The organism is Rhizobacter sp. (assembly GCA_019635355.1).
Classification (GTDB): domain Bacteria; phylum Pseudomonadota; class Gammaproteobacteria; order Burkholderiales; family Burkholderiaceae_C; genus Rhizobacter.
This window is the reverse complement of sequence record JAHBZQ010000001.1, coordinates 1134095-1159340: the sequence shown is the minus strand read 5'-3', so window position 1 is coordinate 1159340 and position 25246 is coordinate 1134095. Positions and strand designations below refer to the sequence as shown.

Genomic DNA, 25246 nt, shown 5'->3' with positions numbered 1-25246 from the left:
CATGACGGCATCAGGCATGAAGCACATTTCGACGCGCGCGGCGCTCTTCGCCGGCCCGCTGGCATGGGCGATTGGCTTCGCCTTTGCGGCGAGTGCTTCAGTGGCGGCTCCGGCCGAGTTGGTGGCCGTCCAGGTGGCTGCCGCCTCGGGCGCACAGGCCAATGCCTACGACGGCGTGGTGGAGGCCGTGCGCCAGACGGTCATTGCCGCCCAGGTGCCAGGCGCGGTGGTCGCGGTGAACGTGAAGGCGGGCGAGCGGGTGAAGGGCGGCCAGGTGTTGCTGCGGCTGGACGCGCGCGCCGCCGAGCAGCAGGCCGCTGCCGCCGCCGCGCAGGTGCAGGCCGCGCATGCCGCGCAAGAGGCCGCCACCCGCGAGTTCGAGCGGCAGAAGCAGCTCTTCCAGCAGAACTACATCAGCCAGGCGGCGCTCGAGCGGGCCGAATCGCAGCACAAGTCGGCGCAGGCGCAGGCCGCCGCGCAGTTGGCCTCGGCCGGGGCGGCACGCACCGAGTCGGGCTTCTACACGGTAAAGGCGCCGTATGACGGCATCGTCTCCGAGGTGTCGGTGGTGCTGGGGGACATGGCCATGCCTGGCCGCGCGCTGGTGACGGTGTACGACCCGGCGCAGCTGCGCGTCACCGCGTCGGTGCCGCAGACCGCCGCTCCCGAGTCGGGCGCCGCGCCGCTCGCCGAAGTGCCGGGCGCCGCGGCCGGTCGCATCACGCCGTTGCGCTGGCAGGTGCTGCCGGCGGTCGACGCAGCCACGCACACGGTGCAGCTGCGACTCGAGTTGCCGCCGGGCACGGCCTTGTCGCCGGGCATGTTCGCCCGCGCCTGGCTGCCGGCGCGCGGCGAGGCGGGGCAGCGCATCGCGGTGCCGGTGAGCGCCGTGGTGCGCCGTGCCGAGCTGGCCGGCGTGTACGTGATCGGTGCCGATGGTCGCCCACTCTTGCGCCAGGTGCGCCTGGGGCCGGTCAACGGTAGTCAAGTCGAGGTGCTCTCCGGCCTCAAGGCCGGCGAGCGTGTGGCGCTCGATGCGCAAGCTGCGGCGAAGGGGCGCTGACGTGAACGTCTCGGGTCGCATCGCACGCTTCTTCCAGTCGGCGCAGATCACGCCGCTCCTGGCCCTGGTGGCGCTGCTGCTGGGTGCCTTCGCGGTGATGGTCACGCCGCGCGAGGAAGAGCCGCAGATCAACGTCACGATGGCCAACGTGCTGATCCCGTTCCCCGGGGCCTCGGTGGCCGACGTGGAGCAGATGGTGGCCACGCCCGCCGAGCAGGTGCTGTCGCAGATCGCCGGCACCGAGCACGTGATGAGCGTGTCGCGCCCGGGGCTGGCGGTGATCACGGTGCAGTTCAAGGTGGGCGTGCCGCGCACCGAGGCGCTGGTGCGCCTCTACGACACCGTGCATGCCAACGCCGACTGGCTGCCGCGTGGCCTGGGCGCGGGCGAGCCCATCGTCAAGCCCAAGGGCATCGACGACGTGCCCATCGTCACGCTCACGCTCTACGCGAAAGACGCCGACACCGGCGCCCAGGACCTCGAGCGTGTGGCCCACACGCTGGAAGCCGAGATCAAGCGCGTGCCCGGCACGCGCACGGTTGCCACCGTCGGCGGGCCGGGGCGTGCGGTGCGGGTCGAGATCGACCCGGCGCGCATGGCCGGGGCCGGTGTCACCGTGGCCGAGCTGCGGCAGGCGCTGCAATCGGCCAACCTCGGCACGCCGGTGGGCGAGCTGCTCGGCGGCGACCGCTCGGTGGCGCTGGAGGCCGGCCCCTTCCTGCGCGATGCGCGCGACGTGGGCTCGCTCGTGGTGAGCGTGCGCAACGGCAAGCCGGTGTTCCTGCAAGACGTGGCGCGTGTGGCCGACGGCCCGCTGCCACCGCAGCGCTATGTGTGGCACGGCACGAAGGAGGGCGACTCCCCCGCCGTGACCATCGCCATCACCAAGAAGCCCGGCGAAAACGCGATCGCCGTTGCCGACGCAGTGATGGAGCGCGTGCAATCGGCACGCAACACGCTGATCCCCGCCAACGTGATGGTGGCCGAGACGCGCAACTACGGCGCCACCGCCAACGACAAGGCGATGAAGCTGATCCAGAAGCTGCTGTTCGCGACGGCTTCCGTGGTGGCGCTCGTGTTCGTGGCGCTCGGCCGGCGCGAGGCCGCCATCGTGGGCAGCGCGGTGATCCTCACGCTCACGGTCACGCTCTTCGCCTCGTGGGCCTGGGGCTTCACGCTCAATCGGGTGTCGCTCTTCGCGCTGATCTTCTCCATCGGCATCCTGGTCGACGACGCGATCGTGGTGGTGGAAAACATCCACCGCCACATGGCGCTGCACCCCGAGAAGACGCTCGCCGAGCTGATTCCCGGCGCCGTCGACGAGGTGGGCGGCCCCACCATCCTCGCCACGCTGACGGTGATCGCGGCACTCCTGCCGATGGCCTTCGTGAGCGGCCTCATGGGCCCGTACATGAGCCCCATCCCCATCAACGCGAGCATGGGCATGCTGCTGTCGCTGGCCATCGCCTTCATCGTCACGCCGTGGCTCGCCCGGCTGTGGATGAAGCACACCGGCCACGCGCATCAAGAGCCCAAGGGGCTGGCCGCCAAGCTCGGGCCGCTCTTCGACCGCATCTTCCGCCCGCTGCTCGACGCACGTCGCGGTGGCCGCAACCGCAAGCTGCTCGGCCTCGCGGTGGCGGGCCTCATCGCCGTCTCGCTCGTGCTGCCGGCGCTCGGCCTGGTGGTGCTCAAGATGCTGCCCTTCGACAACAAGTCGGAGTTCCAGGTCATCGTCGACATGCCCGCCGGCACGCCGCTCGAGCGCACGGCCGCCGTGCTGCGCGAGCTGGGTGCGCACGTGGCGGCGCAGCCCGAGGTCACCGACTACCAGGCCTATGCCGGCACCGCCGCGCCCATCAACTTCAACGGCCTGGTGCGCCAGTACGACCTGCGCTCGGGCGGCGAGGTGGGTGACCTGCAGGTCAACCTCGTCGACAAGCACCAGCGCAGCGAGCAGAGCCACGCCATCGCCACCCGCCTGCGCCCGGCACTGCAGAAGATCGGCCAGCGCCACGGCGCCAACGTGAAGGTGGTGGAAGTGCCGCCCGGCCCGCCCGTGCTCTCGCCCATCGTGGCCGAGGTCTACGGCCCCGAGGCGCAGGGCCGCCGCGAGGTGGCGCAGGCGGTGCGCAAGGTGTTCGAGCAGACCGCCGGTGTGGTGGATGTCGACGACTCCGGCATCGCCGATGCGCCGCGCAAGCTGCTGCTGGTCGACCGCCGCAAGGCCGCGATGCTGGGCGTGCCTCAGGCCGCCATTGTGAGCACGCTGCGCGCGGGCCTGGCCGGCGAGGCCGCCGCCTACCTGCACGACCAGAGCAAGTACCCGGCGGCGGCCATGATCCAGCTGCCGGCCGAAAGCCACGGCGACCTCAATGCGCTCTTGCAGCTCGGCGTGCGCGGCGCGGCGGGGCAGGTGGTGCCCATCCGCGAGCTGGTGACGGTGAGCGACACGCTGCGCGAGCAGCCCATCCACCACAAGGACGGCTTGCCGGTGCACTACGTGGTGGGCGACATGGCCGGTGCGGTCGACAGCCCGCTCTACGGCATGTTCAAGATGCGCGGTGCACTCGCACAGGTGAAGACGCCGGGCGGCGGCACGCTCGGCGAGACCTTCATCCGCCAGCCCACCGACCCGTGGCGCGACTACGCCCTCAAGTGGGACGGCGAATGGCAGATCACCTACGAGACCTTCCGCGACATGGGTGCGGCCTATGCGGTGGGCCTGGTGCTGATCTACCTGCTGGTCGTCGCGCAGTTCGGCTCGTACCTCACGCCGCTCATCATCATGGCGCCCATCCCGCTCACCATCGTGGGCGTGATGCCGGGCCATGCGCTGCTGGGGGCGCCGTTCACCGCCACCAGCATGATCGGCATGATCGCGCTGGCCGGGATCATCGTGCGCAACTCCATCCTGCTGGTCGACTTCATCCGGCTGCAGGTCGCCCACGGCATGCCGCTCGAAGAGGCGGTGGTGCGCTCGGCCGCCACCCGCGCGCAGCCCATCCTGCTCACGGGCCTCGCCGCCATGCTGGGCGCGTTTTTCATCCTCGACGACCCGATCTTCAACGGGCTCGCCATCTCGCTGATCTTCGGCATCTTCGTCAGCACGGTGCTCACGCTCGTCGTGATCCCGCTGCTGTATTTCGTGGCCTACCGGCACCAGAGCGTGCCGCAGCCGTCTTCCATCCCCACTGAAGGAGCAACGTCATGAGCTCATGGCAACTCGTCCGCCTGTTCGCAGGCAGTTTCATCCTCTTGTCGCTCGCGCTCGGCGTGCCCGGCAGCATGCTCTTCGTGAGCACCTGGTGGCTGGCGTTCACCGCCTTCGTGGGCGTGAACCTGCTGCAAAGCTCGTTCACGCGCTGGTGCCCGCTCGAGATCATCTTGCGCAAGCTCGGCGTGCCCGCGGGCTGCTGAACGCAGGAGCCGGCCATGCAACTCGTCTGCCCCGCCTGCGGCACCAAGAACCGGGTGCCCGACCAACGCCTCGCCGATGCCCCGATCTGCGGCCGATGCAGCACCGAGCTGATGGCGGCGAAACCCGTGGCGCTCAGCGACGAGCGCTTCCCGTCCTTCATCGACGGCACCGAGCTGCCGGTGGTGGTCGACTTCTGGGCCGAGTGGTGCGGCCCCTGCCGGATGATGGCGCCGCAGTTCGAGCAAGCCGCGGCGCAGATGCCGCAGGTGCGCTTCGCCAAGGTCGACACCGAGGCCTCGCCCCAGGCCAGCGTGCGCAACCGCATCCGCAGCATCCCGACGATGGTGCTCTACCACCGCGGCGCGGAGGTGGCGCGCAAGAGCGGCGCCATGTCGGCTGGCGACATCCAGCGCTGGGTGCAGTCGCAGCTTGCCGCGAGCGGGGCGGCGTCATGACCGGCGCACGGCGCCTGCGTGTATCGGCGGTCGTTGTGGCCGCAGGGGCCGTGCTGTTTGCACCTGCCGCCTGGTCACTCGACCTCCTGCAAGCCTGGCAGCGCGCCGAGCAACACGCACCCGAATCGGCCGTCGCCCGCGCTGCACGCGAGGCCGGCGCGGCGCGCGGCGAGCAGGCGAGGGCCTTGTGGCGGCCGAGCGTCGTGCTCGAAGGCGGCGTGTCGTATGCCAACGGCGAAACCGCCGTGCGCGGCGCGCAGTTCTCGGCCCCCGGCTTCGGCTCGGCCACCGGCGTGGCATTCGACACCTCGGTCACGGGCGGCACCGCCACGCGTTACGCGCTCGGCCTGCGCCAGCCGGTCTACAACCGCGAGCGCAGCGCGCAGGCCGAGTCGCTCGCCATCGCGGCCGACGCGGCCCAGCACGAGTGGGCCCAGGCGCGGCAGGAGCTGATGCTGCGCACCGCCGAGCTCTACTTCAACGCGGCGCTGGCCGCCGAGCGGCTGCAGCTGCTGCAGCGCCAGCAGCGCGCCGTCGACAAGGCCGCCACCGAAGCGCGAGACCGCTTCCGCCTTGGCGACCGCCCGGTGACCGACGTACACGAGGCCACCGCACGCGCTGCCTCGCTCGACGCCGAGCGCCTAGCCGCCCAGACCCAGCTCGAACTCGCCCGCAACGCCCTGGCCGACGTGACCGGCATGGCGGGCCTGAACGAGCCCACCGAGACGCTCGCCCTGCCCAGCGGCGCCCCGGTCGACGACATCGGCGCGCTGCCCGACTGGCTGGCCCGTGCCGAGCGGCACAACCTCGGGCTGAAGCTCGCCGAGGCCTCGCTGCGCGCAGCCGAAGCGCGCTCGCGTGCGTCGGCCGCAGCCTTCTCGCCCACCGTCGACGTGGTGGCGCAGGTGGCGCGCGAGCGCCTCTCGGGCGATGGTGATTTCGGCACCGCCAGCAGCACCGCCCGCAACAGTGCGGTGGGCGTGCAGCTCGCCATTCCGCTCTACACCGGCGGCATGCGCAGCGCCCAGGCCACCGAAGCCCGCGCGCTCACGACCAAGGCGCAAGCCTCGCTCGACCAGGCACGCCAGCGCGTGGCCCAGCAGACCCGCGCCGCATGGCTCGATCTCGCGGTCGGCAGGAGCCGCATCTCGGCGCTCGCCACCGCGCTCGACGCCAGCCGCGCCCGCCTCGACGCCACGCGCGTAGGCCTGCGGGCCGGCGACCGCAGCACGCTCGACCTGCTCAACGCCGAGAACGACGCCTCGGCTGCCGAACTCGCGCTGCTCGAAGCACGCACCCGTCTCATCGTCCATCGCCTGCAGCTCGCCGCCCTGGCGGGGGAGCTCGACGACGCCACCGTGCAGCACGCCAACGCCTTGCTACACACCCCTCGTCCCTGAAGGAGACTCTCATGGCCCACATCGTCGTTCTCGGCGCCGGCATCGGCGGCATGCCCGCCGCGTATGAGTTGAAGGCTGCGCTCGGCCGCGAGCACCGCGTGACCGTCATCAACGCGGTCGACTACTTCCAGTTCGTGCCCTCGAACCCGTGGCTCGCGGTGGGTTGGCGCGAGCGCGAAGCCATCACGCTGCCCATCGGGCCGGCGCTCGCGGCCAAGGGCATCGAGTTCATCGCGCAGCCGGTGGTGCGCCTCGATGCCGAAGGCAATTCGGTGGAGCTGAAGGACGGCAGCCGCATCGCCTACGACTACCTCGTGATCACGACCGGCCCGCGCCTGGCCTTCGAAGAAGTGCCCGGCGCCGGCCCGGACGGCGGCTTCACCCAGTCGATCTGCACCGTCGACCACGCCGAGCACACGTTCGGCGAGTACCGCAAGTTCCTGGAAGAACCGGGCCCCGCGATCATTGGCGCGATGCCCGGCGCGAGCTGCTTCGGCCCGGCCTACGAGTTCACCTTCATCTTCAGCCGCGACCTGCAGAAGCGCCGCCTGCGCCACAAGGTGCCCATCACCTACGTCACCAGCGAGCCCTACATCGGCCACCTGGGCCTGGGCGGCGTGGGCGATTCGAAGACCATGCTGGAGAGCGAGCTGCGCAACCACGACGTGAAGTGGATCTGCAACGCGCGCGTCACGAAGGTCGAGGCCGGCAAGATGTTCGTGACCGAGCTCGACGACATGGGCCAGGTGAAAAAGGAGCACGAGCTGCCCTTCAAGTTCAGCATGATGCTGCCGGCCTTCAAGGGCGTGGACCCGGTGGCCGCCGTCGAGGGCCTGTGCAACCCGCGCGGCTTCGTGCTGATCGACGAGCACCAGCGCAGCAAGAAGTACAAGAACATCTTCTCGGCCGGCGTGTGCGTGGCCATCCCGCCGGTCGAAGCGACGCCCGTGCCCACCGGCGCTCCCAAGACGGGCTACATGATCGAGTCGATGGTCACCGCCATCGTGCACAACATCGTGGCCGACATCCAAGGCCAACCCGCCGACGCCCGCGGCACCTGGAATGCGATCTGCCTCGCCGACATGGGTGACACCGGTGCCGCCTTCGTGGCGCTGCCGCAGATCCCGCCGCGCAACGTCAACTGGTTCAAGAAGGGCAAATGGGTGCACCTGGCGAAGATCGCCTTCGAGAAGTACTTCCTGCACAAGATGAAGACCGGCAATTCCGAGCCGGTCTACGAGAAATACGTGCTGAAGGCGCTGGGCATCACGCGGCTCACCGACCGGAGTTGACGCCGGTCAGGCAGCCGTGTGGCCTTTGCCGGCGCGGTGCGGCACGCCGGTTGCTGATGGGTTAAAAACTGTTTCAAGGATCTGCGCCCAACCCGCCTGCCGACCATGCTCAAGCCCGCCTTTCTGCTCCTCCTGTGGCTCTCGACCGCGGTGCTGTCGCCAGCCGAGGCGGCAGGCAATGCCAAGCAGACGGTGTGCACCGTCACCGTCAACTCGCCCGACGAGAAAGAGGTGTTCCGGCGCTACCTGCCGGCCTCGAAATACGAGTTCGTCGAACTCGTGGAACGCGGGCGCTCCGACTGGCTGGCCTCCTCGTGCAAGGCGGCCACCCGCTGCGACGTGCTGGTGGTATCGGGCCATTTCGACGGCGACAACGAATTCTTTTCCGACCAGATCGACGTGCACGAGTTCGTGACCGTCTCCGAGCTGGAGCGCGCCTCGTGCAGTGCCTCGTGCCCCAGCCTCTTCTCGCAGTTGAAGGAGGTCTACCTCTTCGGCTGCAACACGCTCAGCCGCCACGCCCAGAGCAGCGCTTCGGCCGAGGCGGTGCACGAGTCGGTGCGCCAGCGGCGCTCGTTGGGCGAAGCCAACGCCGAACTCAAGTTGCTCGGCGATGCCGGCCATGGCCAGAGCAGCCGCGGCCGAATGCGCCAGCTCTTCGCCGGGGTGCCGGTCATCTATGGCTTCTCGTCGGCTGCGCCGCTCGGGCCCATCGCGGCCGACACGCTCGAGCGCCACCTGCGCCAGCGCAAGCCCAAGATCGGCACCGGCCGCGCCGACCCGGCGCTGCTGCGCGCCTTCTCGGTGTTTTCGCTCGCCTCGGCGCCCGGTGCGAAACGGGGGGATGCGGCGATGGCCGACCGCCGCGACATGTGCCGCTTTGCCGACGAGCGCGTGCCGCTGGCCGGCAAGCTCGACTTCGTGCACCAGCTCATGCGCCGGCCCGACGGCAGCGCCATGCGCTACCTCGACCGCATCCAGCGCCTGGCCGGCTCGCTCGACGAGAAGACCCGCGCGCAGCCCGCCGTGGCGCGCGAGCTGGCCGAGATCGCCGGCGACAGTGCGACGCGCGAGCGTTTCCTCGCGAGCCAGCGCGAAGCGGCCCAGGCCCCCACCCGCGTGCGCCTGGTGAACCTCGCGCGCAACCTCGGCTGGCTCGACGACGACCAGCGCTGGCAGGAGCTCGCGCTGATGCTTGGCGAGCTGCAGTCGCGCAAGACCGTCGGCATCTCCGAGATCGATCTCGCCTGCCGGCTCAACGAAGACGGTGAACTCGACGGCGCTTTCTCTCGCCGCGTGCTGACTGGCGGTGCCGCCGACACCGTGCCGCACGCCGCCATGCGCGCCTGCCTCGGCAGCGCCGAGGGCCGCGCGCAGACGCTCGATGCGCTCGCCAGCACCCGCGAGGCCGATGTGCAGGCCGCGCAGGCCTACCTGCGGCGCCGGCCCATCGCCGACGTGGCCGAGCTGCGGCGGCTCACGCAGCGCATCGTGGACATGCCGGCCGGCGACGCCCAGGTGCGTGCGCTCGAAGTGGTGGGGCGGCACTACGTGTCCGACCGCGAGGTGCTGCTGAAACTGTCGGAGCAGTACGCGAAGACGAGTTCCGTCGAGGTGCAGAACGCTATCGCCGGCGTCCTCATCCGCGCCGACCGTCGCGGCATCGACGCGGCCGAGCTGCGGCAGGTGCTTTCGCAGCACCGCAAGCGCCCGGCTGGCCGTGGTGGGGAGATGGTGGACGCGCTGTTGGCGAGGCTCGAGAACGGCTGAACGCCGCTGGGTGAGCAAAGCGCACGAAGATTCCGTTACATCTGCCCCACGGGCGCGCGTGCCGTGAAAAACTCGAGGGCATGCTGTACCCCATCGCCGTGCTTCGCCGCCTGCCCCGGGCGGGCGCTCTGCTGCTGTCGGCCCTGGCCGCCGTGCTGCCCCACGCGGCCCACGCCGAGCCCAAGACGGTCTGCACCATCACGATCAACTCGTCGGACGAGCGTGAGAGCTTCAAGCGCCACCTGCCGGCGGGCGACTACCGCTTCGTCGAGCTGGTGCAGAGCAACCAGCCCGACTGGTTTGCCAACGCCTGCCGCAGCGGCGTGCAGTGCGATGCGCTCGTCATCTCGGGCCATTTCGACGACGGCACCGAGTTCTACACCGACCGCCTCGGCGACCGCGACAACCTGCCCGTGACCGAGCTGGAGCGTGCGTCGTGCAGCAACTCGTGCGACGGCGTGCTCGCGCACGTGAAGGAGGTCTACCTCTTCGGCTGCAACACGCTGAAAGACGACCCGCGCCACGTGGCCGAAGGCGAGGTGCTGCGCAGCCTTACCCGCGCCGGCCACACCCAGAGCGATGCCGAACGCGTGGCCGCCGCGCTCAACGTGAAGTACGGCCAGAGCAACCGCGACCGCCTGCGCACCATCTTCAAGGACGTGCCGCTGCTCTACGGCTTTGCCTCCAAGGCACCGCTCGGCCGCTACGCCGGCCCGCTGATGGACCGCTATTTCCAGTCGGCCCCGGGCGGCGAAGTGGCCGGCGGCCGGGCCAGCCCGACGCTGCTGCAGCTCTTCGGCCCGACCTCGATGGTCTCCACACGCGGCATCGATGCGTCGGAGGCCCGCAGCGGCTACCGCGAAGACATGTGCCGCTTCACCGACACGCGCACGTCGGATGCGAGCAAGGTCGAATCGCTGCACGCCATGCTGCGTCGCAGCCCCGCCGAGTCGCGCATGTTCCTCGACCACCTGGAGCGCTTCGCCGCGGCCATCGGGCCCGAGAAGCGCCGCCAGCCCGAGGTGGCCGCGGCGCTCGAGCGCATCCGCCGCGACGACGGCACCCGCACACGCTTCCTCGAACTCGCGCGCGACGCCGACCGCGCCAGCGCGCAGACCCGCATGATGGCGCTCGCCCACGACCTGGGCTGGCTCAGCGCCGAGGAGGAGCAGGCCGAGTTCGTGCGCATGGTGGCCACCCGCATGTCGCGCGGCACGCTGGGCCTGCACGAGGTCGACCACATCTGCACCAAGGTGGCAGCGCAAGATGCGTCGCTCGCCTCGAAGGTGCTCGCCCTCGGCGGCTCACGCCCCGACAACGTGGCGCACTCGGCCGCGCTCGCCTGCCTGGGCGACCGCCCCGGCCACGAGCGCACGCTGCGCGCCCTCACGAGCGCAAGCGACGGCGACGTGGCGGTGGCGCAGGTCTACCTGCGGCACCGGCCGCTGGCCGACGTGGCGGAAGTGCGGGCCATCGCGGCCGGCATCGGCCGCATGACCTCGGCAACCGCGCAGGCGCGTGCCCTCGAAACCCTCGCCAAGCAGCGCCTGGCCGATGCGCAGAGCCTGCAGGCCATCGCGCGGCTCTTCCCGGCGGCGCGCTCGCTCGACGTGCAGCGCGCCATCGCGGGCATCCTGATCCGATCCGACTACCGCCAGCTTGGGCCGAGCGAACTCGCGCGCACCCTGCGCCAGCACCGCCTGCGTTCACCGGGCGGGCGAGACGTCATCGATGTGCTGATCCATCTGCTGCAGACGGCCTAGCCTGCGGTGGGTCGTCCACGGGCCGCGCCTCGCCCGACAGGCGCAGGGCATAGGCCACCAGCGGCGGGCCGAAGGTCTCGAAGACGGCCACTGCCGCCAGCACCACCGCAGCCACCTGCGCGCCGAGGTCGGGCACCAGCCCGGCCGTGGACTGCACGAGGCCGATGGCCAGCCCCGCCATCGGCAGCAGCATCAGGCTCACCGCCGTGGAGCGCCGGTGGGCAAAGCCGAACGCCCGCCCGCACGCATACACCGCCACCGCCTTGGCGAGGCAGCGCATCAGCACGAAGCCGAGGGCGGCCGGCGCATGCTTCACCAGGTCGGACAGGTGCAGGTTCGCGCCCGCCACGACGAAGAGGATGATGAAGAACACGTCGCCCCCGCCGCCGAACTCCACCCGCGTGAGCCGCGAGCGGCCTTGCAACCAGCGGCAAACGATGCCGAGCGCAAGCGCGGTGAAGAGCGTGGACACCTTCAGTGCCACCGCCAGCCCGAGCGAGAGCATCACGGCCCCCACCACCAGCGCGAAGCGCAAATGCTGCTCGTTGCGGCGCGTCTGGCGCGCGATGCGCGTGGCGATGAAGCCGACCGCGAGCGCGACGATCACCGCGCCCACCAGTTGGTAGGCGGGCAGGGCGAGCGAGTCCAGGAAATCGAAGCGCGCGGTCTGCAAGGCCAGCGGCAGCGTCATCGAATACAGCACGAACGCCAGCACGTTGTTGATCGCGACCAGCGACATGGCCGCCTCGATGGTGGGGCCCCTGGCATGCAGCTCCTCGGCCACGTGGATGAGCACGGCGGGCGACGACGACACGGCAATCGCAGCGACCAGCGTGGCCACCGTGTGCGAGGCGCCGAGCAGGTGCATCAGCGCAAGGATGGCCGCGAAGGTGGCGAGGCTCTCCACCAGGCTCGTGATGAGCAACCGGCGGTCACGCGCCACCGCCCACGGGTGCAGCGCCGCACCCAGGCGAAAGAGGATGAGCCCGAGCGCGATGTCCACCAGTGCACGTGCCCCGTCGAGCGTGCTCTGCGGCAGGAGCCCGATGCCGCTCGGCCCGATCACGAGGCCGCAGGCCATGAAGCCGGTGATCGTGGGCAGCCAGCGCACCCGCGCGGCGAGCAGGCCCCCCAGGGTGCCGAAGGCCAGCAGCACGCCGAAGGCAATCATGAGATTGCTCTCGGGCCACCCGGTGGGCAGGAAGTCGAGGATGGATTGCATGGGTACGGGGTGGGCTGCCGAGGCCGTTGGCGCGGCGGGCGATCTTAGCGGCCCCGTGTCAGGCCCGTCCTCTGGGTGAGGCCCGGGCGATGACGCCCCGGTGCCTCAGCGCTCCAACACGTAGAGGCCCGGGGCCCGCTGCGTCGGTGGGGTGCGCCCCGATCCCAGCGAAGGCGGCGCGCGGCGCCGCCCCGAGTGCTGGCTGAGCCAGGCGACCCAGGCCGTCCACCAGGAGCCTGGGTTCAGCGGTGTGGCGGCGAGCCACTCGTCGGGGGTGAGCAGCGGGTCGCTGGCCTGCCGGGTGTGCAGGCGGTAGCTCGACGGCACCGGGTTGCCGGGCGGGTTGACGATGCCCACGTTGTGGCCGCCGGCGGTGAGCACGAAGGTCTGCTCGGCGTCGCACAGGGTGTTGAGCTTGTAGACCGAGCGCCACGGGGCCACGTGGTCTTGCACGGTGCCCACGTTGAAGACGGGCACGCGGATGTCGGACAGGTGCACCGGCGAGCCCTGCACACGCCACTCGCCGCGGGCCAGCGCGTTGTGCAGGAAGAGGCCCTGCAGGTACTCCATGTGCATGCGGTAGGGCAGCCGGGTGCCGTCGGCGTTCCAGGCCATGAGGTCGTTGATCGGCTCGCGCTCGCCCAGCAGGTGGCTGCGCAGCCGGTGCGACCACACCAGATCGTTGGAGCGCAGCAGCTGGAAGGTGGCGCGCATCTGGCGCTTGTCGAGGTAGCCGCGGCGGGCCATCAGGCGCTCGAGGAAGGCGACCTGCGCCTCGTCGACGAAGAGCGCCAGCTCGCCGGGCTCGGTGAAGTCGGTCTGCGCGGCGAAGAGGCTGACGGTCTTGAGCGGCGCACCCTTGTGGGCCGTGCGGCCGTGCCGGCCCAGCCACGCCGCCACGGTGGACAGCAGCGTGCCCCCGAGGCAGTAGCCCGCGGCGTGCACCGACGCGCCGGGCACGATGCGGGCGATCTCCTCCAGCGCGTCGAGCACGCCGAGGCGGGCGTAGTCGTCCATGCCGAGGTCGCGGTCGTCGCTGCCGGGGTTCTTCCACGAGATCGCAAACACGGTGAAGCCCTGCGACACGAGAAAGCGGACCATCGAATTCGAGGGCGACAGGTCGAGCACGTAGTACTTCATGATCCACGCGGGCACGATCAGCACCGGCTCGGGGTGCACGGTGGGTGTGGTGGGCTCGTACTGGATCAGCTCCATCAGCCGGTTGCGCAAGACCACGCGGCCCGGTGTGATGGCCACGTCGACGCCCGGCTGGTAGCGCTCGGCGCCGAGCGGGGGCAGGTCGGCCAGATCGCGTCGCACGTCGTCGACGGCGTGCTGCGCACCGGCCAGGAGGTTCAGGCCGCCCTGTTCGGCGGTGCGCTTGAGCACCACCGGATTGGTGCTCACGAAATTCGACGGCGCGATCATGTCGAGCCATTGCCGCGCAGCGAAGCTCACCATGTCTTCGTGGTGGCGCGTGATGCCGGGCACGCCGGTGGTGGCGTGGTGCCACCAGCGCTGCCAGAGCTGGAAGCTCTGCGCGAGGCCGCGGTAGGGCATCTGCTGCCAGGCGGGGTCGGCGAAGCGCTTGTCTTGCGGCAGCGGGTCGATCACCTGCTGGCCGTGCCACACCGACCAGGTGTCGGCCGCGAGCTGCGCCGCTTCGTGCGCCAGCTCGGCCTGCTTCGCGGGCGAGGCGGCGAGGTTGGTCCACCAGTCGAAGAAGGCCCCGAGCGCGGTGGTCGGCGCCACGGTGGTGGGGAAGGGGCTGTCGATCTCCCAGGGCCGGTCGAGCGGCGGGGTGGGGGCGGTGGCTTCGGGGGCGGCGCGGGTGGCGGCGTCGCGCAGCCAGGGGCTGTCGCGCCGTTCGCGCAGGCCGGGGCCCGTGGGGGAGGCGGTTTTCTTCATCAGGTGGGCGGCGCTTGCAGGGGCAGCACGAGGCGCAGGCTGCCGGGGTCGCGCCAGGCTTCGTCGCGCACGAAGCCGCGCTCGTGGGCGAGGTCGCGCATGGCGCTGTTGTCGTGCAGCACGAGGGCGACGAGGCGCTGCGTGCCGCGGGCCACCAGGTGCTCGGTGAGGCGGTCCATGAGCAGCGTGCCCAGGCCCTGGCCCTTGAGGTCGGAGCGCACGACGACGCCCAGCTCGGCGTCGATGTTGTCGGGGTCGCACGCGGCCCGCGCCACGCCCAGGATCTCGGGCGTGCCGCCGCCATGCGTGTCGATGGCAACGAAGGCCATCTCGCGGTCGTAGTCGATCTGCGTGAGCCGCGCCAACTCGCTCGGCGGCATCTCGCGGCGGGTGCTGAAGAAGCGGAAGCGCAGGTCCTCGGGCGACAGGCTCGCCACGAAGTCGGCGTGCATCGCCGCGTCTTCGGGGCGGATGGGTCGCAACTCCAGCGTGCGGCCGTGCCAGCTGGCACGCGTGGCCAGCCCCGCCGGGTAGGGTGCGATGGCGAAGCGGGCTGCACCGGCCACAGGCGTGGGGCTCAGGCGCACGCGCGCGTCGAGGGCGATGGCGCCGTCGGCGTCGGCCCACAGCGGGTTGATGTCGAGTTCGGCGATCTCGGGCAGGTCGGCCAAGAGGCGCGAGACGGCCACCAGCACGTCGCAGATCGCATCGAGCTTGGCGGGCGGGTGGTCGCGGTAGCCGGCGAGCAGGCGCGCCACGCGGGTGCGCGAGATCAGGTCGCGTGCGAGTACGCGGTTGAGCGGTGGCAGTGCGAGTGCGCGGTCGGCCATGACCTCGACTGCCGTGCCGCCCTGGCCGAAGAGGATGACGGGGCCGAACACCGGGTCGACGCTCGCGCCGACGATCAGCTCCTGCGCATGGGGGCGCGCCACCATCGGTTGCACGGTGAAGCCTTCGAGCTGCGCGTCGGGGCGCTTCGCGCGGATGGTGTCGAGCATCTGGCGCGCCGCCGTGCGCAACTCGTCGGCATTGCGCAGCCCGAGGCGCACGCCGCCGACGTCGGACTTGTGCGAGAGCTGAGGCGAGAGGATCTTCAGCGCCACCGGGTAACCCAGGCGCGCGGCTTCGTCCACCGCGGCCTGCGGATCGGGTGGCACGGCCACCGTCTCGACCACGCCGATGCCATAGGCGCGCATGAGCGCTTTCGCCGAGGCTTCGTCGAGCATCAGCTGAGACTTCTCGATGGCTTTGGCGACGATGGCCCGTGCCGTCTCGAGTGCCGGCTCGGCCACCCCATTGACGGCGGGCGCTTCGAGCAGCAGCGCCTGGTTGCGGCGGTAGGTGCCGAGCATCGCGAAGGCGGCCACCGCCTGCTCGGGCGTAGCGTAGTCGGCGATGCCGGCTTCTTCGAACAGGCGGCGCGCGGGCAGCACCGCGTCGTCGCCCAGCCAGCACGAGAGCAGCCGGCCGCTCGCCTGCTGCGCCACCGGCAGGCAGGCACGGGCGATGTCGTCGCTGCGCACGATGGCGGTGGGCGCGTGGATGAAGAGCAGCGCGCCGGCGTCGCGCGTGGCGAGCAGGGTGTTGAGCGTGTCGACGTAACGCTGCGCGGGCGCGTCTCCGATGATGTCGACCGGGTTGTGGCGAGACCAGGTGCGCGGCAGCTTCTCGTCGAGTGCGGCGAGCAGGGCGGGGCTCGGGTTGGCCAGGCGCACGCCGGCGCGTTCGGCGGCGTCGGCCGCCATCACGCCGGCACCGCCGCCGTTGGTGACGATGGTGAGCTCGTCGTCCTGGTTGTGGCCGAAGCGGGTGAGCGTCTCGGCGGCGACGAAGAGTTCCTGCAACGTGTCGACCCGCAGCATGCCGGCGCGGCGGATGGCCGCGTCGTACACGAGGTCGGAGCCGGCGAGGGCGCCGGTGTGCGAGGCGGCGGCAGCAGCGCCGCGCGCGCCGCGGCCGGCTTTCACCACCACCACCGGCTTGTTGCGCGCGGCGGCGCGGGCGGCCGACATGAACTTGCGCGTCGACTCCACCGACTCGATGTACAGCAGGATCGAGCGCGTGTTGGCGTCGCTCGCCAGGTGGTCGAGCAGGTCACCGAAGTCGACGTCGGCGTGGTCGCCGAGCGAGATCATGTGCGAGAAGCCGATGCCGCGCGGGCGTGCCCAGTCGAGCACGGCCGTGACCAGCGCACCCGACTGCGACACGAACGCCAGACTGCCGGCGCGCGCGTCCACATGCGCGAAGCTCGCGTTGAGGCCGATGCGCGGCGAGAGCAGCCCGAGGCAGTTGGGCCCCAGCACGCGCAGCAGGTGGGGCCGCGCATTGGCCAGCATGGCGTTGCGCGTGTCGCGGTCGAGCCCGGCGGTCATCACGATGGCCGCGCGCGTGCCCAGGCGGCCGAGTTCTTCGATCAGGCCGGGCACCGTGGGGGCCGGCGTGCAGATGACGGCGAGGTCGGGCGCGGCGGGCAGGTCTTGCACGCGTGCGAAGACGGGCGTGTCGCCGAGCGCGCGGTGCTTCGGGTTGACCGGCCACACCGGGCCCGCGAACGCGCCGCCGTTGAGGTTGTTCCAGACGGTCGCGCCCACGCTCGCCGGCCGCCCGGAGGCTCCGATGACGGCAACGGATCGGGGCTCCAGCAGGCGGTCGAGGTGGCGGATGCTCATCGGGGCGACGTTAGCGTGACATCAGTACCGGCACGGTCATCGTGGCCAGCACGCCGCGCGTGGCGCCGCCCAGCAGCCGCTCCGTCCAGCGGGTGTGGCCGTAGCCACCCATCACGAGCAGGTCGGTGTCGAGGTCGGCGGTGCGGGACAGGATCGCATCGGCGATCGGCGCCGAGGCCACTTCGTTGCGCACCGTGGCCGTGACGCCATGGCGGGCCAGCCATTCGCGCAGGGCTTCGAGTTCCGAGCTGGGTGTCGTGTCGGCCAGCAGGCCGTTTTCGCGCCAGGCCGCCACGTCGACGCGGCGTGCCTTGCGCAGGAAGGGCAGGGCATCGGCGATGGCGCGGTCGGCCTCGCGGCTGCCGTCCCAGGCGACGAGGGCGTTCTGGAACGGGGCCTCCACCGTGCCGGCATAGGGGATCAGCAGCGTGGGCCGTGCGTTGAAGAGCACCAGGCGTTCGACCACCGCGCGGCGCATGGTGTAGCCCGTCTCGGCCGGGTCGGGCTGGGTCAGCACGATGAGGTCGTGGCTGTGGGCCTGCTGCAGCAGGGCGTCGGCGGGCTCGGCCTCGAGCACCACCGAGCGGCAGGCGCTGAGCTTGGCGGCCACGCAGGCGGCGTCGAAGGCCTGCGCAGCGGCACGGGCGCGGTCGCCCAGCTCGGCCTGTGCCGCCTGGGCCAGCTCAGTGACCACCGTGGCGGCCTCCACCGAGATCGGCAGCTCCACGAGCCCGGTGGGCGCGAGGCCGGTGAGGTGGGCTTCGAAGTGGCGGGCGAGGTCGATCGCCACCTTGACGCGCGCGGCGCACAAGGGGTCGTCGTCGAGCAGGACGAGCAGGCTGCGGTAGGTCATGGCGATCTCCTGGCGATGGTGGGCGGGTGGGCAGAGGTTCACACGCAGCTCTGTCCGCGGGCTTGCGCGGGATCAAGTTAGCGGCAGCGCTGTGGCGCGCGGGCGGTGGCGGTGCAGCGCCATCAAGCCCTAGACTCGCCCGCATGAATGACCGCGCCATGACAGGCAGCACGCTTTCGAGGCCACGCGAGCTGGCCCGCCTGCAGGAGATCGTGGCGGTGCTGGTGCGCCACGGGCTGGGCGACGCCGTGCGCCGCATGGGCTGGGCCGACCTGCTCGAAAAAGCCGGCCAGCTCGTGCACTGGACGAGCGCCGCCGAGCTGGCCCGGCTGTCGCCGCCGCTGCAGGTGCGGCGTGCGCTCGAAGAACTCGGGCCCACCTTCGTGAAGCTCGGGCAGATCCTCGCCGGCCGGGCCGACCTCTTCGGCCCCGAGTGGATCGCCGAATTCGAGAAGCTGCACAGCCGCGTGCCGGCGGTGCCCTTCGAGGCCTTGCACGACCAGCTGGTGGAAGACCTCGGGGGCGAGCCTTCCGACGTCTTCGCCTCGTTCGACGCCACGCCGCTGGCCGCGGCCTCCATCGCGCAGGTGCACCGCGCGCGACTGCACGACGGCGCCGAGGTGGTGGTGAAGGTGCGACGCCCCGGCATCCGCCCCGTCATCGAGGCCGACCTGCGCCTGCTGGAGCGGCTCGCGTCGATCGCGGCCAGCCGCTGGCCCGACCTGCAGCCCTATCGGCCGGTGGCGCTGGTGCAGGAGTTCGGCCGCTCGCTGCGCCGCGAGCTCGACCTCGCCAACGAATGCCGGCAGGCCGAGCGCATCGCCGCCAACTTCACCGAGCGGCCCGAGATCGTGATCCCCAAGGTCTACTGGGAGTGGACGCACGAGCGCGTCAACGTGCAGCAGCTGATCGACGGCCTGCCCGGCGACGCGCTGGAACGCGCCGATGGCGAGGGCCTCGACCGCAAGCTGCTCGCCAAGCGCGGCGCGCAGGCGGTGATGAAGATGGTGGTGGAAGACGGCCTCTTCCACGCCGACCCGCACCCCGGCAACGTCTTCTACCTGAGCGGCAACCGCATCGCCTTCATCGACTTCGGGATGGTGGGTCGGCTCTCGGCGCAGCGCCGCGACGAGCTGCTGAAACTCATGCTCGGCCTGGTGCAGCGAGACGCCGCGGCCGTGAGCGACGTGCTGCTCGAATGGGCCGACGGCAGTGCCGAAGAAGAAACGCAGCTGAACGGCGACATCGAAGCCTTCGTCGATGCCTATCACGGCGTGCCGCTCGCGCGGCTCAGCCTGGCCGACATGCTCGCCGACGTGACCGGCATCCTGCGCCGGCACCGGCTCGGCCTGCCGTCGGACCTGGCGCTGCTCATCAAGGCCTTCGTGACGGTGGAAGGCATGGGGCGCGGTCTCGACCCCGACTTCCACATGGCGGCCGAGGCGCTGCCGCTGCTCAAGCGGGCGCTGCGCGCGCGCTACCGCCCGCAGGCCATCGTGCGGCGCAGCTGGCAGTCGATCAACCGGCTGGCCAGCCTGCTCGCAGCCATGCCCGACGACCTGGCACGGCTGCTGCGCAACGTGCGGCATGGTGGCGTGCAGGTGCACATCGAGGTCAAGCACCTGGAGCGTGTGGGCGACCAGCTCGACCGCGCGGCCAGCCGCCTCACCGTGGGGCTGGTGGTGGCGGCGCTGATCGTCGGCTCGTCCATCGTGATGACGGTGCAGGGCGGCCCGAAGCTCTTCGGCCTGCCGGCCTTCGGCCTCATCGGATTCGTGGGCGCGTGCGCGGGCGCGGTGTGGCTGCTGCGCTCCATCTCGCGCAGCGGGCGCCACGACAAGTAGGCACCGCCCCGCGAGAAGGTCAAGACGGTTCGCGCGGCGGCGGCACCACCAGCACCGGGACCGTGGTGCTCGCCAGCACCCGTGCCACCACCGAGCCGAGGGCCAGCTGGCCGGCCGGGCTGCGGCCACGCGAGCCCATGACGATCAGGTCGGCACGCCAGCGCGTGGTCTCCTCAATGACCAACGCGGCCGCCGGCCCTTCGCGGTGCAGGTACTCGGCATGGATGCCATGGTGATCGAGGAAGGTGCGCACCGGGCGGAACACCTCGTTGGCTTCGGTGGTGTAGCGCATCTCGATCTGCTTGTCGTCGAGCAGCAGGCGCAGCCCGTTGGGCAGCGGGGTCTGCGCGTGCAGCACCGCGAAGCGGTGTTGCGGCGACAGCCACTCCGGGTGGGCACCGAGCCAGGCCAGCATGTGGCGGCTGAAGGAGCTGTCGTCGACAGCGAGCAGGATGTTCATGGGCTGCGCCTCCGTTGCGAGAAGAACCAGTCTGGAAGGTAGGCCGACTTTCGGCGCGTGGGCTTGATGCGGCGCAAAGCTCGACAGATGCGACGGTTTCTCAGGGCACGAGCACCGCCGCGCCTTCGAGCGTGCCGCGGCGCAGCGCATCGAGCGCCTCGTTGGCCATGTCGAGCGGGTACGCCGTGGTGTGCGAGCGCACCGGGTGCGCTCGCACGAAGTCGAAGAATTCCGTCGCGTCGGCGCGCGTGAGGTTGGCCACCGAACGGATCTCGCGCTCGCCCCAGAGCAGCGCATACGGGAAGGCCGGGATGTCGCTCATGTGGATGCCCGCGCACACGACCCGCCCGCCGCGCCGCAGGTGCGAGAGCGCGAGCGGCACCAGCGCGCCGTCGGGCGCGAAGAGGATGGCGGCGTCGAGCGGCTCGGGCAGCCTGCCATCGGTGCCGCCGGCCCAGTCGGCGCCGAGCGAGCGGGCGAAGGCCTGGCGTGCGGTGTCGCCGGGGCGTGTCAGTGCAAGTACACGACGGCCCTGCGCCTTGGCGACCTGCGCGATCAGGTGCGCCGACGCGCCGAAGCCGTAGAGCCCGATCACGCGCGCGTCGTCGCCTGCCGCTTTCAGTGCACGCCAGCCGATCAACCCGGCGCACAGCAGCGGTGCGGTGTCGACCGGGTCGGCGTCGGCGGGCAGCCGGATGCAGAAGCCGGCCTGCGCCAGCACGTGCGAGGCGTAGCCGCCATCGCGGCCGTGGCCGGTGAAGACGGCATGCGCGCAGAGGTTCTCGTGGCCACGCCGGCAGTCGTCGCACTCGCCGCAGGCCCAGCCGAGCCAGGGCACGCCCACACGGTCGCCGGCCTGCCAGCCCGTCACGCCGTCGCCCAGCGCCGCGACCGTGGCCACGATCTCGTGGCCCGGCACGACGCAGGCGCACGGCGTGGCCAGCTCGCCGTCGGCGATGTGCAGGTCGGTGCGGCACACGCCGCAGGCCAGCACCTTGAGCAGCAACTCGCCGCGCCCCGGGCGGGGCAGCGGGCTTTCGACCAGTTCGAGCGGCCGGCCGCTGCCGCGCCAGCGCATGGCGCGCATCGTCATGCGGGAAGACTCATTTGACGGCGATGGTGCGGCTGCCGCTGCCTTCGAGCTTGGGCAGCGTGAGCTTGAGCACGCCGTCTTCGAACTTGGCCGAGACCTCCTTCGCGTCGACTTCGTGCTCCAGCGTGAAGCCGCGCGACACCATGCCGGTGTAGGTCTCGGTCAGCAACACGCGCTTGCCTTGCTTCTCTTCCTTCTCGCGCTTGATCTCGGCGCTGATGGACACGAAGTTGTGGTTGACGTTGACCTTGATGTCTTCCTTGCGCGCACCGGGAATCTCGGCGCGCACTTCGTATTGCTTGTCGGTCTCGGAGACGTCGATGCGGATGTCGTTGGGCATGCCCTCGGCCAGGCGCAGGGCGCGCGGGAAGCCGCGGAAGAAGTCGGGGAAGAAATCGTTCATTCGCTCGAAGCGGGTCAGTGCATTCATCTCGCTCTCCTGGGTTGAATGGGTGAGCCGCGCGGGCGTGCGGCGCCCTGCGGAACCACAATCTTTCGGCAACTCGCGCGGCAGGAAGTTGCGCTTCGTCAAGGTGGCGCAAGCCGGTCGGTCGTGTGCATGGGCTTGATGCCGGGCAAGCGGAGCGTCACGGGCCTGCGCGACAGTGGCCCCCATGCGACCCACCTTGTCTTCCTGCCTGGCAGTTGTGTTCTTGGCGCTCACGCTTGGGGCCGCTGCCGAAGAAGCCCCGCTTCGCCGCGAGTTCGCCGCGTCGGTGCCGAAGGCACTCGACCCGCCCGAGATCGTGGTCGCCACCTACGGCGTGCTGCTCGACGACGCGCTCGCCACGCACGACCTCGTGCTGCTGCGTGAGCAATTCGTGCTGCTGGTCGACCGCTCGCCCGCCGTGCAGGCGGTGCTCGTGCTGTGGGGCTCCAGCACCACGGGGTGGTCGCTCGTCGGCGCGGCGCCGGTCTCGACCGGGCTGCCGGGGCGCTTCGAGCATTTCACGACGCCGCTGGGCGTCTTCGAGCACTCGCTCGCCAACCCCGACTTCCGCGCCGAGGGCACGCGCAACGAGCTGGGCATCCGCGGCTACGGCCGGCGCGGCATGCGCATCTTCGACTTCGGCTGGGTGGCCGCGCCCAAGGGCTGGGGCGACCGTGCCTGGAGCGTGATGCGCCTGCAGGTGCACGCCACCGACCCCGACGTGCTGGAGCCGCGCCTCGGCACGGCGCAGTCGAAAGGCTGCATCCGCATCCCGGCCACGCTCAACGAGTTCCTCGACCTCAACGGCCTGCTCGACGCCGACTACGACGAGGCGCTCGACGCCGGCCGCACGCTGTGGGTGCTGCGAGCCGACCGGCGCCGCCACGCCGCAGCCGGCCGCTGGCTGGTAGTGATCGACTCCGAAGCGCTGGCGCGGCCGGCCTGGGCCACACCACGCTGAGCGCGCCTCAGGGCGGCACCTTGGCGAGCCCGAAGCGCTTCACGAGTTCGGTGCTGGCCGCATACGCCAGCACGATCGCTGCGACGGCGGCCGAGGTGCCCAGCGGCAGCGGCACGAAGCCGAGCCACGCCGCGAGCGGCCCGCTGTAGGGCAGGGCGAGCGCCACCAGCGCCACGGCGAGCAGCGCGCCGCCGAGCATCGGCGCGGGCGGGCTCTTCCACGCCGGCTCGCGCGAGCGCAACACCAGCACCACCGCCAGCTCGGTGAGCAGCGACACCTGAAACCACGCCGTGCGGAACACCGCCTCGTCGGCCGCCAGCACCCACAGCAGCACCGCGAAGGTGATCATGTCGAACACCGAACTCGTGAGCCCGAAGACGAGCATGAAGCGCCGAAGCGAGGCCATCTTCCAGGCGCGGGGGCGGCGCAGCTGAGAGGCTTCGACGCGGTCGGTCGACAGGGCCATCGCCGGCAGGTCCGACAGGAAGTTGTTGAGCAGGATCTGCGTGGCGGTGAGCGGCAGGAAGGGCAGGAAGGGCGTGGCCAGCGCCATGCTGACCATGTTGCCGAAGTTCGCGCTGATCGTGAGCGAGATGTACTTCAGCGTGTTGGCGAAGGTGCGCCGGCCTTCTTCGACGCCGCGGCAGAGCACGCCGAGATCCGGCTGCAGCAGCACGATGTCGGCACTCTCGCGCGCCACATCCACCGCCTGGTCGACCGAGATGCCCACGTCGGCCGCGTGCAGGGCCGGCGCGTCGTTGATGCCATCGCCGAGGAAGCCCACCGCATGCCGCGTGCGCTGCAAGGCGCGCACGATGCGCTCCTTCTGCGACGGGTCGACTTCCACGAAAAGATCGGTGCGCGGCGCGAGGTGCCAGAGTGACTCGTCGCGCAGGCCGGCGATGGCCTCGCCGGTGAGCATGGCTTTGGGGTCGAGCCCGACCTGCTCCGCCACGTGGGCCGCCACGTGGCGGTTGTCGCCGGTGATCATCTTCACCTGCACGCCGTGGCGGCGCAGCTGCTGCAGCGCCTGCGCCGCGCTCGGCTTGGGCGGGTCCGCAAAGCTGAGGAAGCCTTGCAGCGTGAGGCCCTGCTCGTCGGCCAGGGTCACCTTGTCTTGCTCGATGCGGCGGGTGGCCAGGGCGAGCACGCGCAGGCCGCTTTCGCCCTGAGCCTGCACGAAGCCATCGAGCCGGGCGCGCCAGGCGGCATCGAGCGCCACCGCGCCTTCGGCTGCCGCCACATGGCTGCAGCAGTCGAGCACCTGGGCCACCGCGCCTTTCACCACCATCCAGCGCGTGCTGTCGCGCTCGTCGCAGGCCACGATGGTGAGACGCTTGCGCACGAAGTCGTAAGGGATCTCGTCGACCTTGCGCCAGCCGGTGGTGCCGAGCGAGCGCGCCTCGCCGGCCCGCACGAGTGCGGCATCGAGCGGGTTCTCGATGCCGGTCTCGAAGGCGGCGTTGAGGTAGGCCCACTGCAGCACCTGCGGCGAGGCGGCGCCTTGCGGGTCGACAGCCGCGTCGAGCGTCATCTCGCCCTGGGTGAGGGTGCCGGTCTTGTCGGTGCACAGCACGTTCATGCCGCCCAGGTCTTCGATCGCCTCCAGCCGGCGCACGAGCACGCCTTGCGCGGCAAGCTTGCGCGTGCCGCGCGCGAGCATCACGCTCACGATGGCCGGCAGCAGCTCGGGCGAGAGCCCCACCGCCAGCGCCACCGCGAAGAGCAGCGAGTCGATCAGCGGGCGGCCGAGCCACTGGTTCATCGCCAGCACCGCGATCACCACCACGAACATCACCCGCAGCAGCATCTCGCCGAAGCGGCGCGTGCCGAGCGCGAAGCGGGTCTCGGGCTCGCGCAGCCGCAGGCCCGAGGCCAGCTCGCCGAGCACCGTGCGCTCGCCGGTCTGTGTGATCAGCACCGTGGCCGAGCCGCTGCGCACCGAGCTGCCGAGGAAGACGCTGTTGGTCCGTTCGCGCAAGGCGGCACGAGCGTCGATCGGGCCGGCGTGTTTCTCCACCGGAAAGGTCTCGCCGGTGAGGCTGGCCTCGGTGACGAGGAAGTCGCGCGCGTCTAGCACCACACCATCGGCCGGCACCAGGTTGCCGGCGCTCAGCTCCACCACGTCGCCGGCCACCAGCTCGCGTGCGGGCAAGCGCGCGGGGGCGCCGTCGCGCCAGGTGCGTGCGGTGAGCGCAAGGCGCTGGCGCAGGCTCTCCACCGCCTGCGAGGCTCGCAGCTCCTGCCAGAACCCGAGCGCCGCACTGCCGCTCACGATGGCGAGGATGGTGGCCGCGTCGGCCCAGCTCGTGAGCAGCGCCGAGATCACACCGCCGATCACGAGGATCAGCACCAGCGGGCTCGACACCTGGCGCAAGGCCAGCCGCCAGAGCGCGACGCTCGTGCGTTCGTCGATGGCGTTGGGCCCGTGCTGCTGCAGGCGGGCCTGTGCGTCGGCGGTGGCCAGGCCGGTGCGGCGGCTGGCGTGGCGCTGCAGCAGCTCGTCGGCCGGCAGGCTCCAGTCGGGCTGCTCGGCGGTCGGCGGTGCTGATGGGTTCGCGTGCGGATGCATTTGTTGTCGCATGTCACGTTCGGGCACAAGCGGCGCGCCGGCCCGGGCGGCCACTTAAGCGGCCGTTAAA

Annotated in this window: 18 protein-coding genes; 10 read left to right on the top strand and 8 right to left on the bottom strand. The window is 71.1% G+C overall.

All coding sequences use genetic code 11. The features are described from left to right. Positions 1 to 16 precede the first annotated feature (16 nt). From KF892_05145 to KF892_05110, 8 genes are all read left to right on the top strand, one after another. Positions 17 to 1063, top strand: coding sequence for an efflux RND transporter periplasmic adaptor subunit (locus tag KF892_05145; protein MBX3624380.1), 1047 nt, complete (start codon positions 17 to 19; stop codon positions 1061 to 1063). Continuing rightward, positions 1035 to 4277, top strand: a complete 3243-nt coding sequence (locus tag KF892_05140; protein MBX3624379.1) for an efflux RND transporter permease subunit — start codon at positions 1035 to 1037, stop codon at positions 4275 to 4277. Before KF892_05145 ends, KF892_05140 begins: the two co-directional genes overlap by 29 nt. Beyond that, the gene (locus KF892_05135) at positions 4274 to 4483 is read left to right on the top strand and encodes a DUF2892 domain-containing protein (protein ID MBX3624378.1); all 210 of its coding nucleotides are present in this window, start codon (positions 4274 to 4276) and stop codon (positions 4481 to 4483) included. Before KF892_05140 ends, KF892_05135 begins: the two co-directional genes overlap by 4 nt. A gap of 15 nt (positions 4484 to 4498) precedes the next feature. After that, a complete protein-coding gene (gene trxC / locus KF892_05130; protein ID MBX3624377.1) occupies positions 4499 to 4939 on the top strand; it encodes a thioredoxin TrxC in 441 nt (146 codons plus the stop codon). Next, positions 4936 to 6339 (top strand): TolC family outer membrane protein, encoded by a 1404-nt coding sequence (locus KF892_05125; GenBank protein MBX3624376.1) that lies wholly within the window; start codon positions 4936 to 4938, stop codon positions 6337 to 6339. The genes trxC and KF892_05125 overlap by 4 nt, the downstream gene beginning before the upstream one ends. A gap of 11 nt (positions 6340 to 6350) precedes the next feature. Beyond that, entirely contained in the window at positions 6351 to 7631 is a 1281-nt protein-coding gene (locus KF892_05120; GenBank protein MBX3624375.1) for an FAD-dependent oxidoreductase, read from the top strand. Between the two features lie 105 nt (positions 7632 to 7736). Further along, on the top strand, positions 7737 to 9401 hold the full coding sequence (locus KF892_05115; GenBank protein MBX3624374.1) for a hypothetical protein: 1665 nt from the start codon (positions 7737 to 7739) through the stop codon (positions 9399 to 9401). 80 nt (positions 9402 to 9481) lie between these two features. Further along, positions 9482 to 11164 carry a hypothetical protein gene (locus tag KF892_05110; protein MBX3624373.1) on the top strand — a complete coding sequence of 561 codons (1683 nt, stop codon included), beginning with the start codon at positions 9482 to 9484 and terminating at the stop codon, positions 11162 to 11164. Here the strand turns inward: KF892_05110 and KF892_05105 are convergent. From KF892_05105 to KF892_05090, 4 genes are all read right to left on the bottom strand, one after another. Beyond that, positions 11127 to 12386 (bottom strand): cation:proton antiporter, encoded by a 1260-nt coding sequence (locus tag KF892_05105; GenBank protein MBX3624372.1) that lies wholly within the window; start codon positions 12384 to 12386, stop codon positions 11127 to 11129. The genes KF892_05110 and KF892_05105 overlap by 38 nt on opposite strands. 105 nt (positions 12387 to 12491) lie before the next feature. After that, the gene (locus KF892_05100; GenBank protein ID MBX3624371.1) at positions 12492 to 14294 is read right to left on the bottom strand and encodes an alpha/beta fold hydrolase; all 1803 of its coding nucleotides are present in this window, start codon (positions 14292 to 14294) and stop codon (positions 12492 to 12494) included. Further along, positions 14294 to 16963, bottom strand: coding sequence for a bifunctional acetate--CoA ligase family protein/GNAT family N-acetyltransferase (locus KF892_05095; GenBank protein MBX3624370.1), 2670 nt, complete (start codon positions 16961 to 16963; stop codon positions 14294 to 14296). The genes KF892_05100 and KF892_05095 overlap by 1 nt, the downstream gene beginning before the upstream one ends. A gap of 10 nt (positions 16964 to 16973) precedes the next feature. Further along, positions 16974 to 17816, bottom strand: coding sequence for a universal stress protein (locus tag KF892_05090; protein MBX3624369.1), 843 nt, complete (start codon positions 17814 to 17816; stop codon positions 16974 to 16976). 158 nt (positions 17817 to 17974) lie between these two features. Between KF892_05090 and KF892_05085 the strand changes: the two genes are divergently transcribed. After that, positions 17975 to 19660, top strand: coding sequence for a ubiquinone biosynthesis protein UbiB (locus KF892_05085; protein MBX3624368.1), 1686 nt, complete (start codon positions 17975 to 17977; stop codon positions 19658 to 19660). Between the two features lie 19 nt (positions 19661 to 19679). Here KF892_05085 and KF892_05080 read toward each other — a convergent pair whose 3' ends face one another. The 3 genes from KF892_05080 to KF892_05070 all read right to left on the bottom strand — a co-directional run bounded on the left by KF892_05080 (position 19680) and on the right by KF892_05070 (position 21643). Then, positions 19680 to 20120 (bottom strand): universal stress protein, encoded by a 441-nt coding sequence (locus KF892_05080; GenBank protein MBX3624367.1) that lies wholly within the window; start codon positions 20118 to 20120, stop codon positions 19680 to 19682. Positions 20121 to 20220: 100 nt separating this feature from the next. Beyond that, on the bottom strand, positions 20221 to 21207 hold the full coding sequence (locus KF892_05075; GenBank protein MBX3624366.1) for a zinc-dependent alcohol dehydrogenase family protein: 987 nt from the start codon (positions 21205 to 21207) through the stop codon (positions 20221 to 20223). 16 nt (positions 21208 to 21223) lie between these two features. Next, the gene (locus KF892_05070) at positions 21224 to 21643 is read right to left on the bottom strand and encodes an Hsp20 family protein (GenBank protein MBX3624365.1); all 420 of its coding nucleotides are present in this window, start codon (positions 21641 to 21643) and stop codon (positions 21224 to 21226) included. Positions 21644 to 21827: 184 nt separating this feature from the next. On the opposite strand from KF892_05070, the gene KF892_05065 reads away from it, so the two are divergent. Then, a complete protein-coding gene (locus KF892_05065; protein ID MBX3624364.1) occupies positions 21828 to 22604 on the top strand; it encodes a L,D-transpeptidase in 777 nt (258 codons plus the stop codon). A 7-nt stretch (positions 22605 to 22611) separates the two neighbouring features. Here the strand turns inward: KF892_05065 and mgtA are convergent, their stop codons facing one another. Beyond that, positions 22612 to 25176: a magnesium-translocating P-type ATPase gene (gene mgtA / locus KF892_05060; protein ID MBX3624363.1), complete on the bottom strand. Its 2565-nt coding sequence runs from the start codon at positions 25174 to 25176 to the stop codon at positions 22612 to 22614. Between the last annotated feature and the right edge of the window lie 70 nt (positions 25177 to 25246).

Coding starts and splice junctions, on each gene's coding strand:
- KF892_05145 (MBX3624380.1), top strand. CDS start 17: ATGAAGCACATTTCGACGCGCGCGGCGCTCTTCGCCGGCCCGCTGGCA.
- KF892_05140 (MBX3624379.1), top strand. CDS start 1,035: ATGCGCAAGCTGCGGCGAAGGGGCGCTGACGTGAACGTCTCGGGTCGC.
- KF892_05135 (MBX3624378.1), top strand. CDS start 4,274: ATGAGCTCATGGCAACTCGTCCGCCTGTTCGCAGGCAGTTTCATCCTC.
- trxC (MBX3624377.1), top strand. CDS start 4,499: ATGCAACTCGTCTGCCCCGCCTGCGGCACCAAGAACCGGGTGCCCGAC.
- KF892_05125 (MBX3624376.1), top strand. CDS start 4,936: ATGACCGGCGCACGGCGCCTGCGTGTATCGGCGGTCGTTGTGGCCGCA.
- KF892_05120 (MBX3624375.1), top strand. CDS start 6,351: ATGGCCCACATCGTCGTTCTCGGCGCCGGCATCGGCGGCATGCCCGCC.
- KF892_05115 (MBX3624374.1), top strand. CDS start 7,737: ATGCTCAAGCCCGCCTTTCTGCTCCTCCTGTGGCTCTCGACCGCGGTG.
- KF892_05110 (MBX3624373.1), top strand. CDS start 9,482: ATGCTGTACCCCATCGCCGTGCTTCGCCGCCTGCCCCGGGCGGGCGCT.
- KF892_05105 (MBX3624372.1), bottom strand. CDS start 12,386: ATGCAATCCATCCTCGACTTCCTGCCCACCGGGTGGCCCGAGAGCAAT.
- KF892_05100 (MBX3624371.1), bottom strand. CDS start 14,294: ATGAAGAAAACCGCCTCCCCCACGGGCCCCGGCCTGCGCGAACGGCGC.
- KF892_05095 (MBX3624370.1), bottom strand. CDS start 16,963: ATGAGCATCCGCCACCTCGACCGCCTGCTGGAGCCCCGATCCGTTGCC.
- KF892_05090 (MBX3624369.1), bottom strand. CDS start 17,816: ATGACCTACCGCAGCCTGCTCGTCCTGCTCGACGACGACCCCTTGTGC.
- KF892_05085 (MBX3624368.1), top strand. CDS start 17,975: ATGACAGGCAGCACGCTTTCGAGGCCACGCGAGCTGGCCCGCCTGCAG.
- KF892_05080 (MBX3624367.1), bottom strand. CDS start 20,120: ATGAACATCCTGCTCGCTGTCGACGACAGCTCCTTCAGCCGCCACATG.
- KF892_05075 (MBX3624366.1), bottom strand. CDS start 21,207: ATGCGCGCCATGCGCTGGCGCGGCAGCGGCCGGCCGCTCGAACTGGTC.
- KF892_05070 (MBX3624365.1), bottom strand. CDS start 21,643: ATGAATGCACTGACCCGCTTCGAGCGAATGAACGATTTCTTCCCCGAC.
- KF892_05065 (MBX3624364.1), top strand. CDS start 21,828: ATGCGACCCACCTTGTCTTCCTGCCTGGCAGTTGTGTTCTTGGCGCTC.
- mgtA (MBX3624363.1), bottom strand. CDS start 25,176: ATGCATCCGCACGCGAACCCATCAGCACCGCCGACCGCCGAGCAGCCC.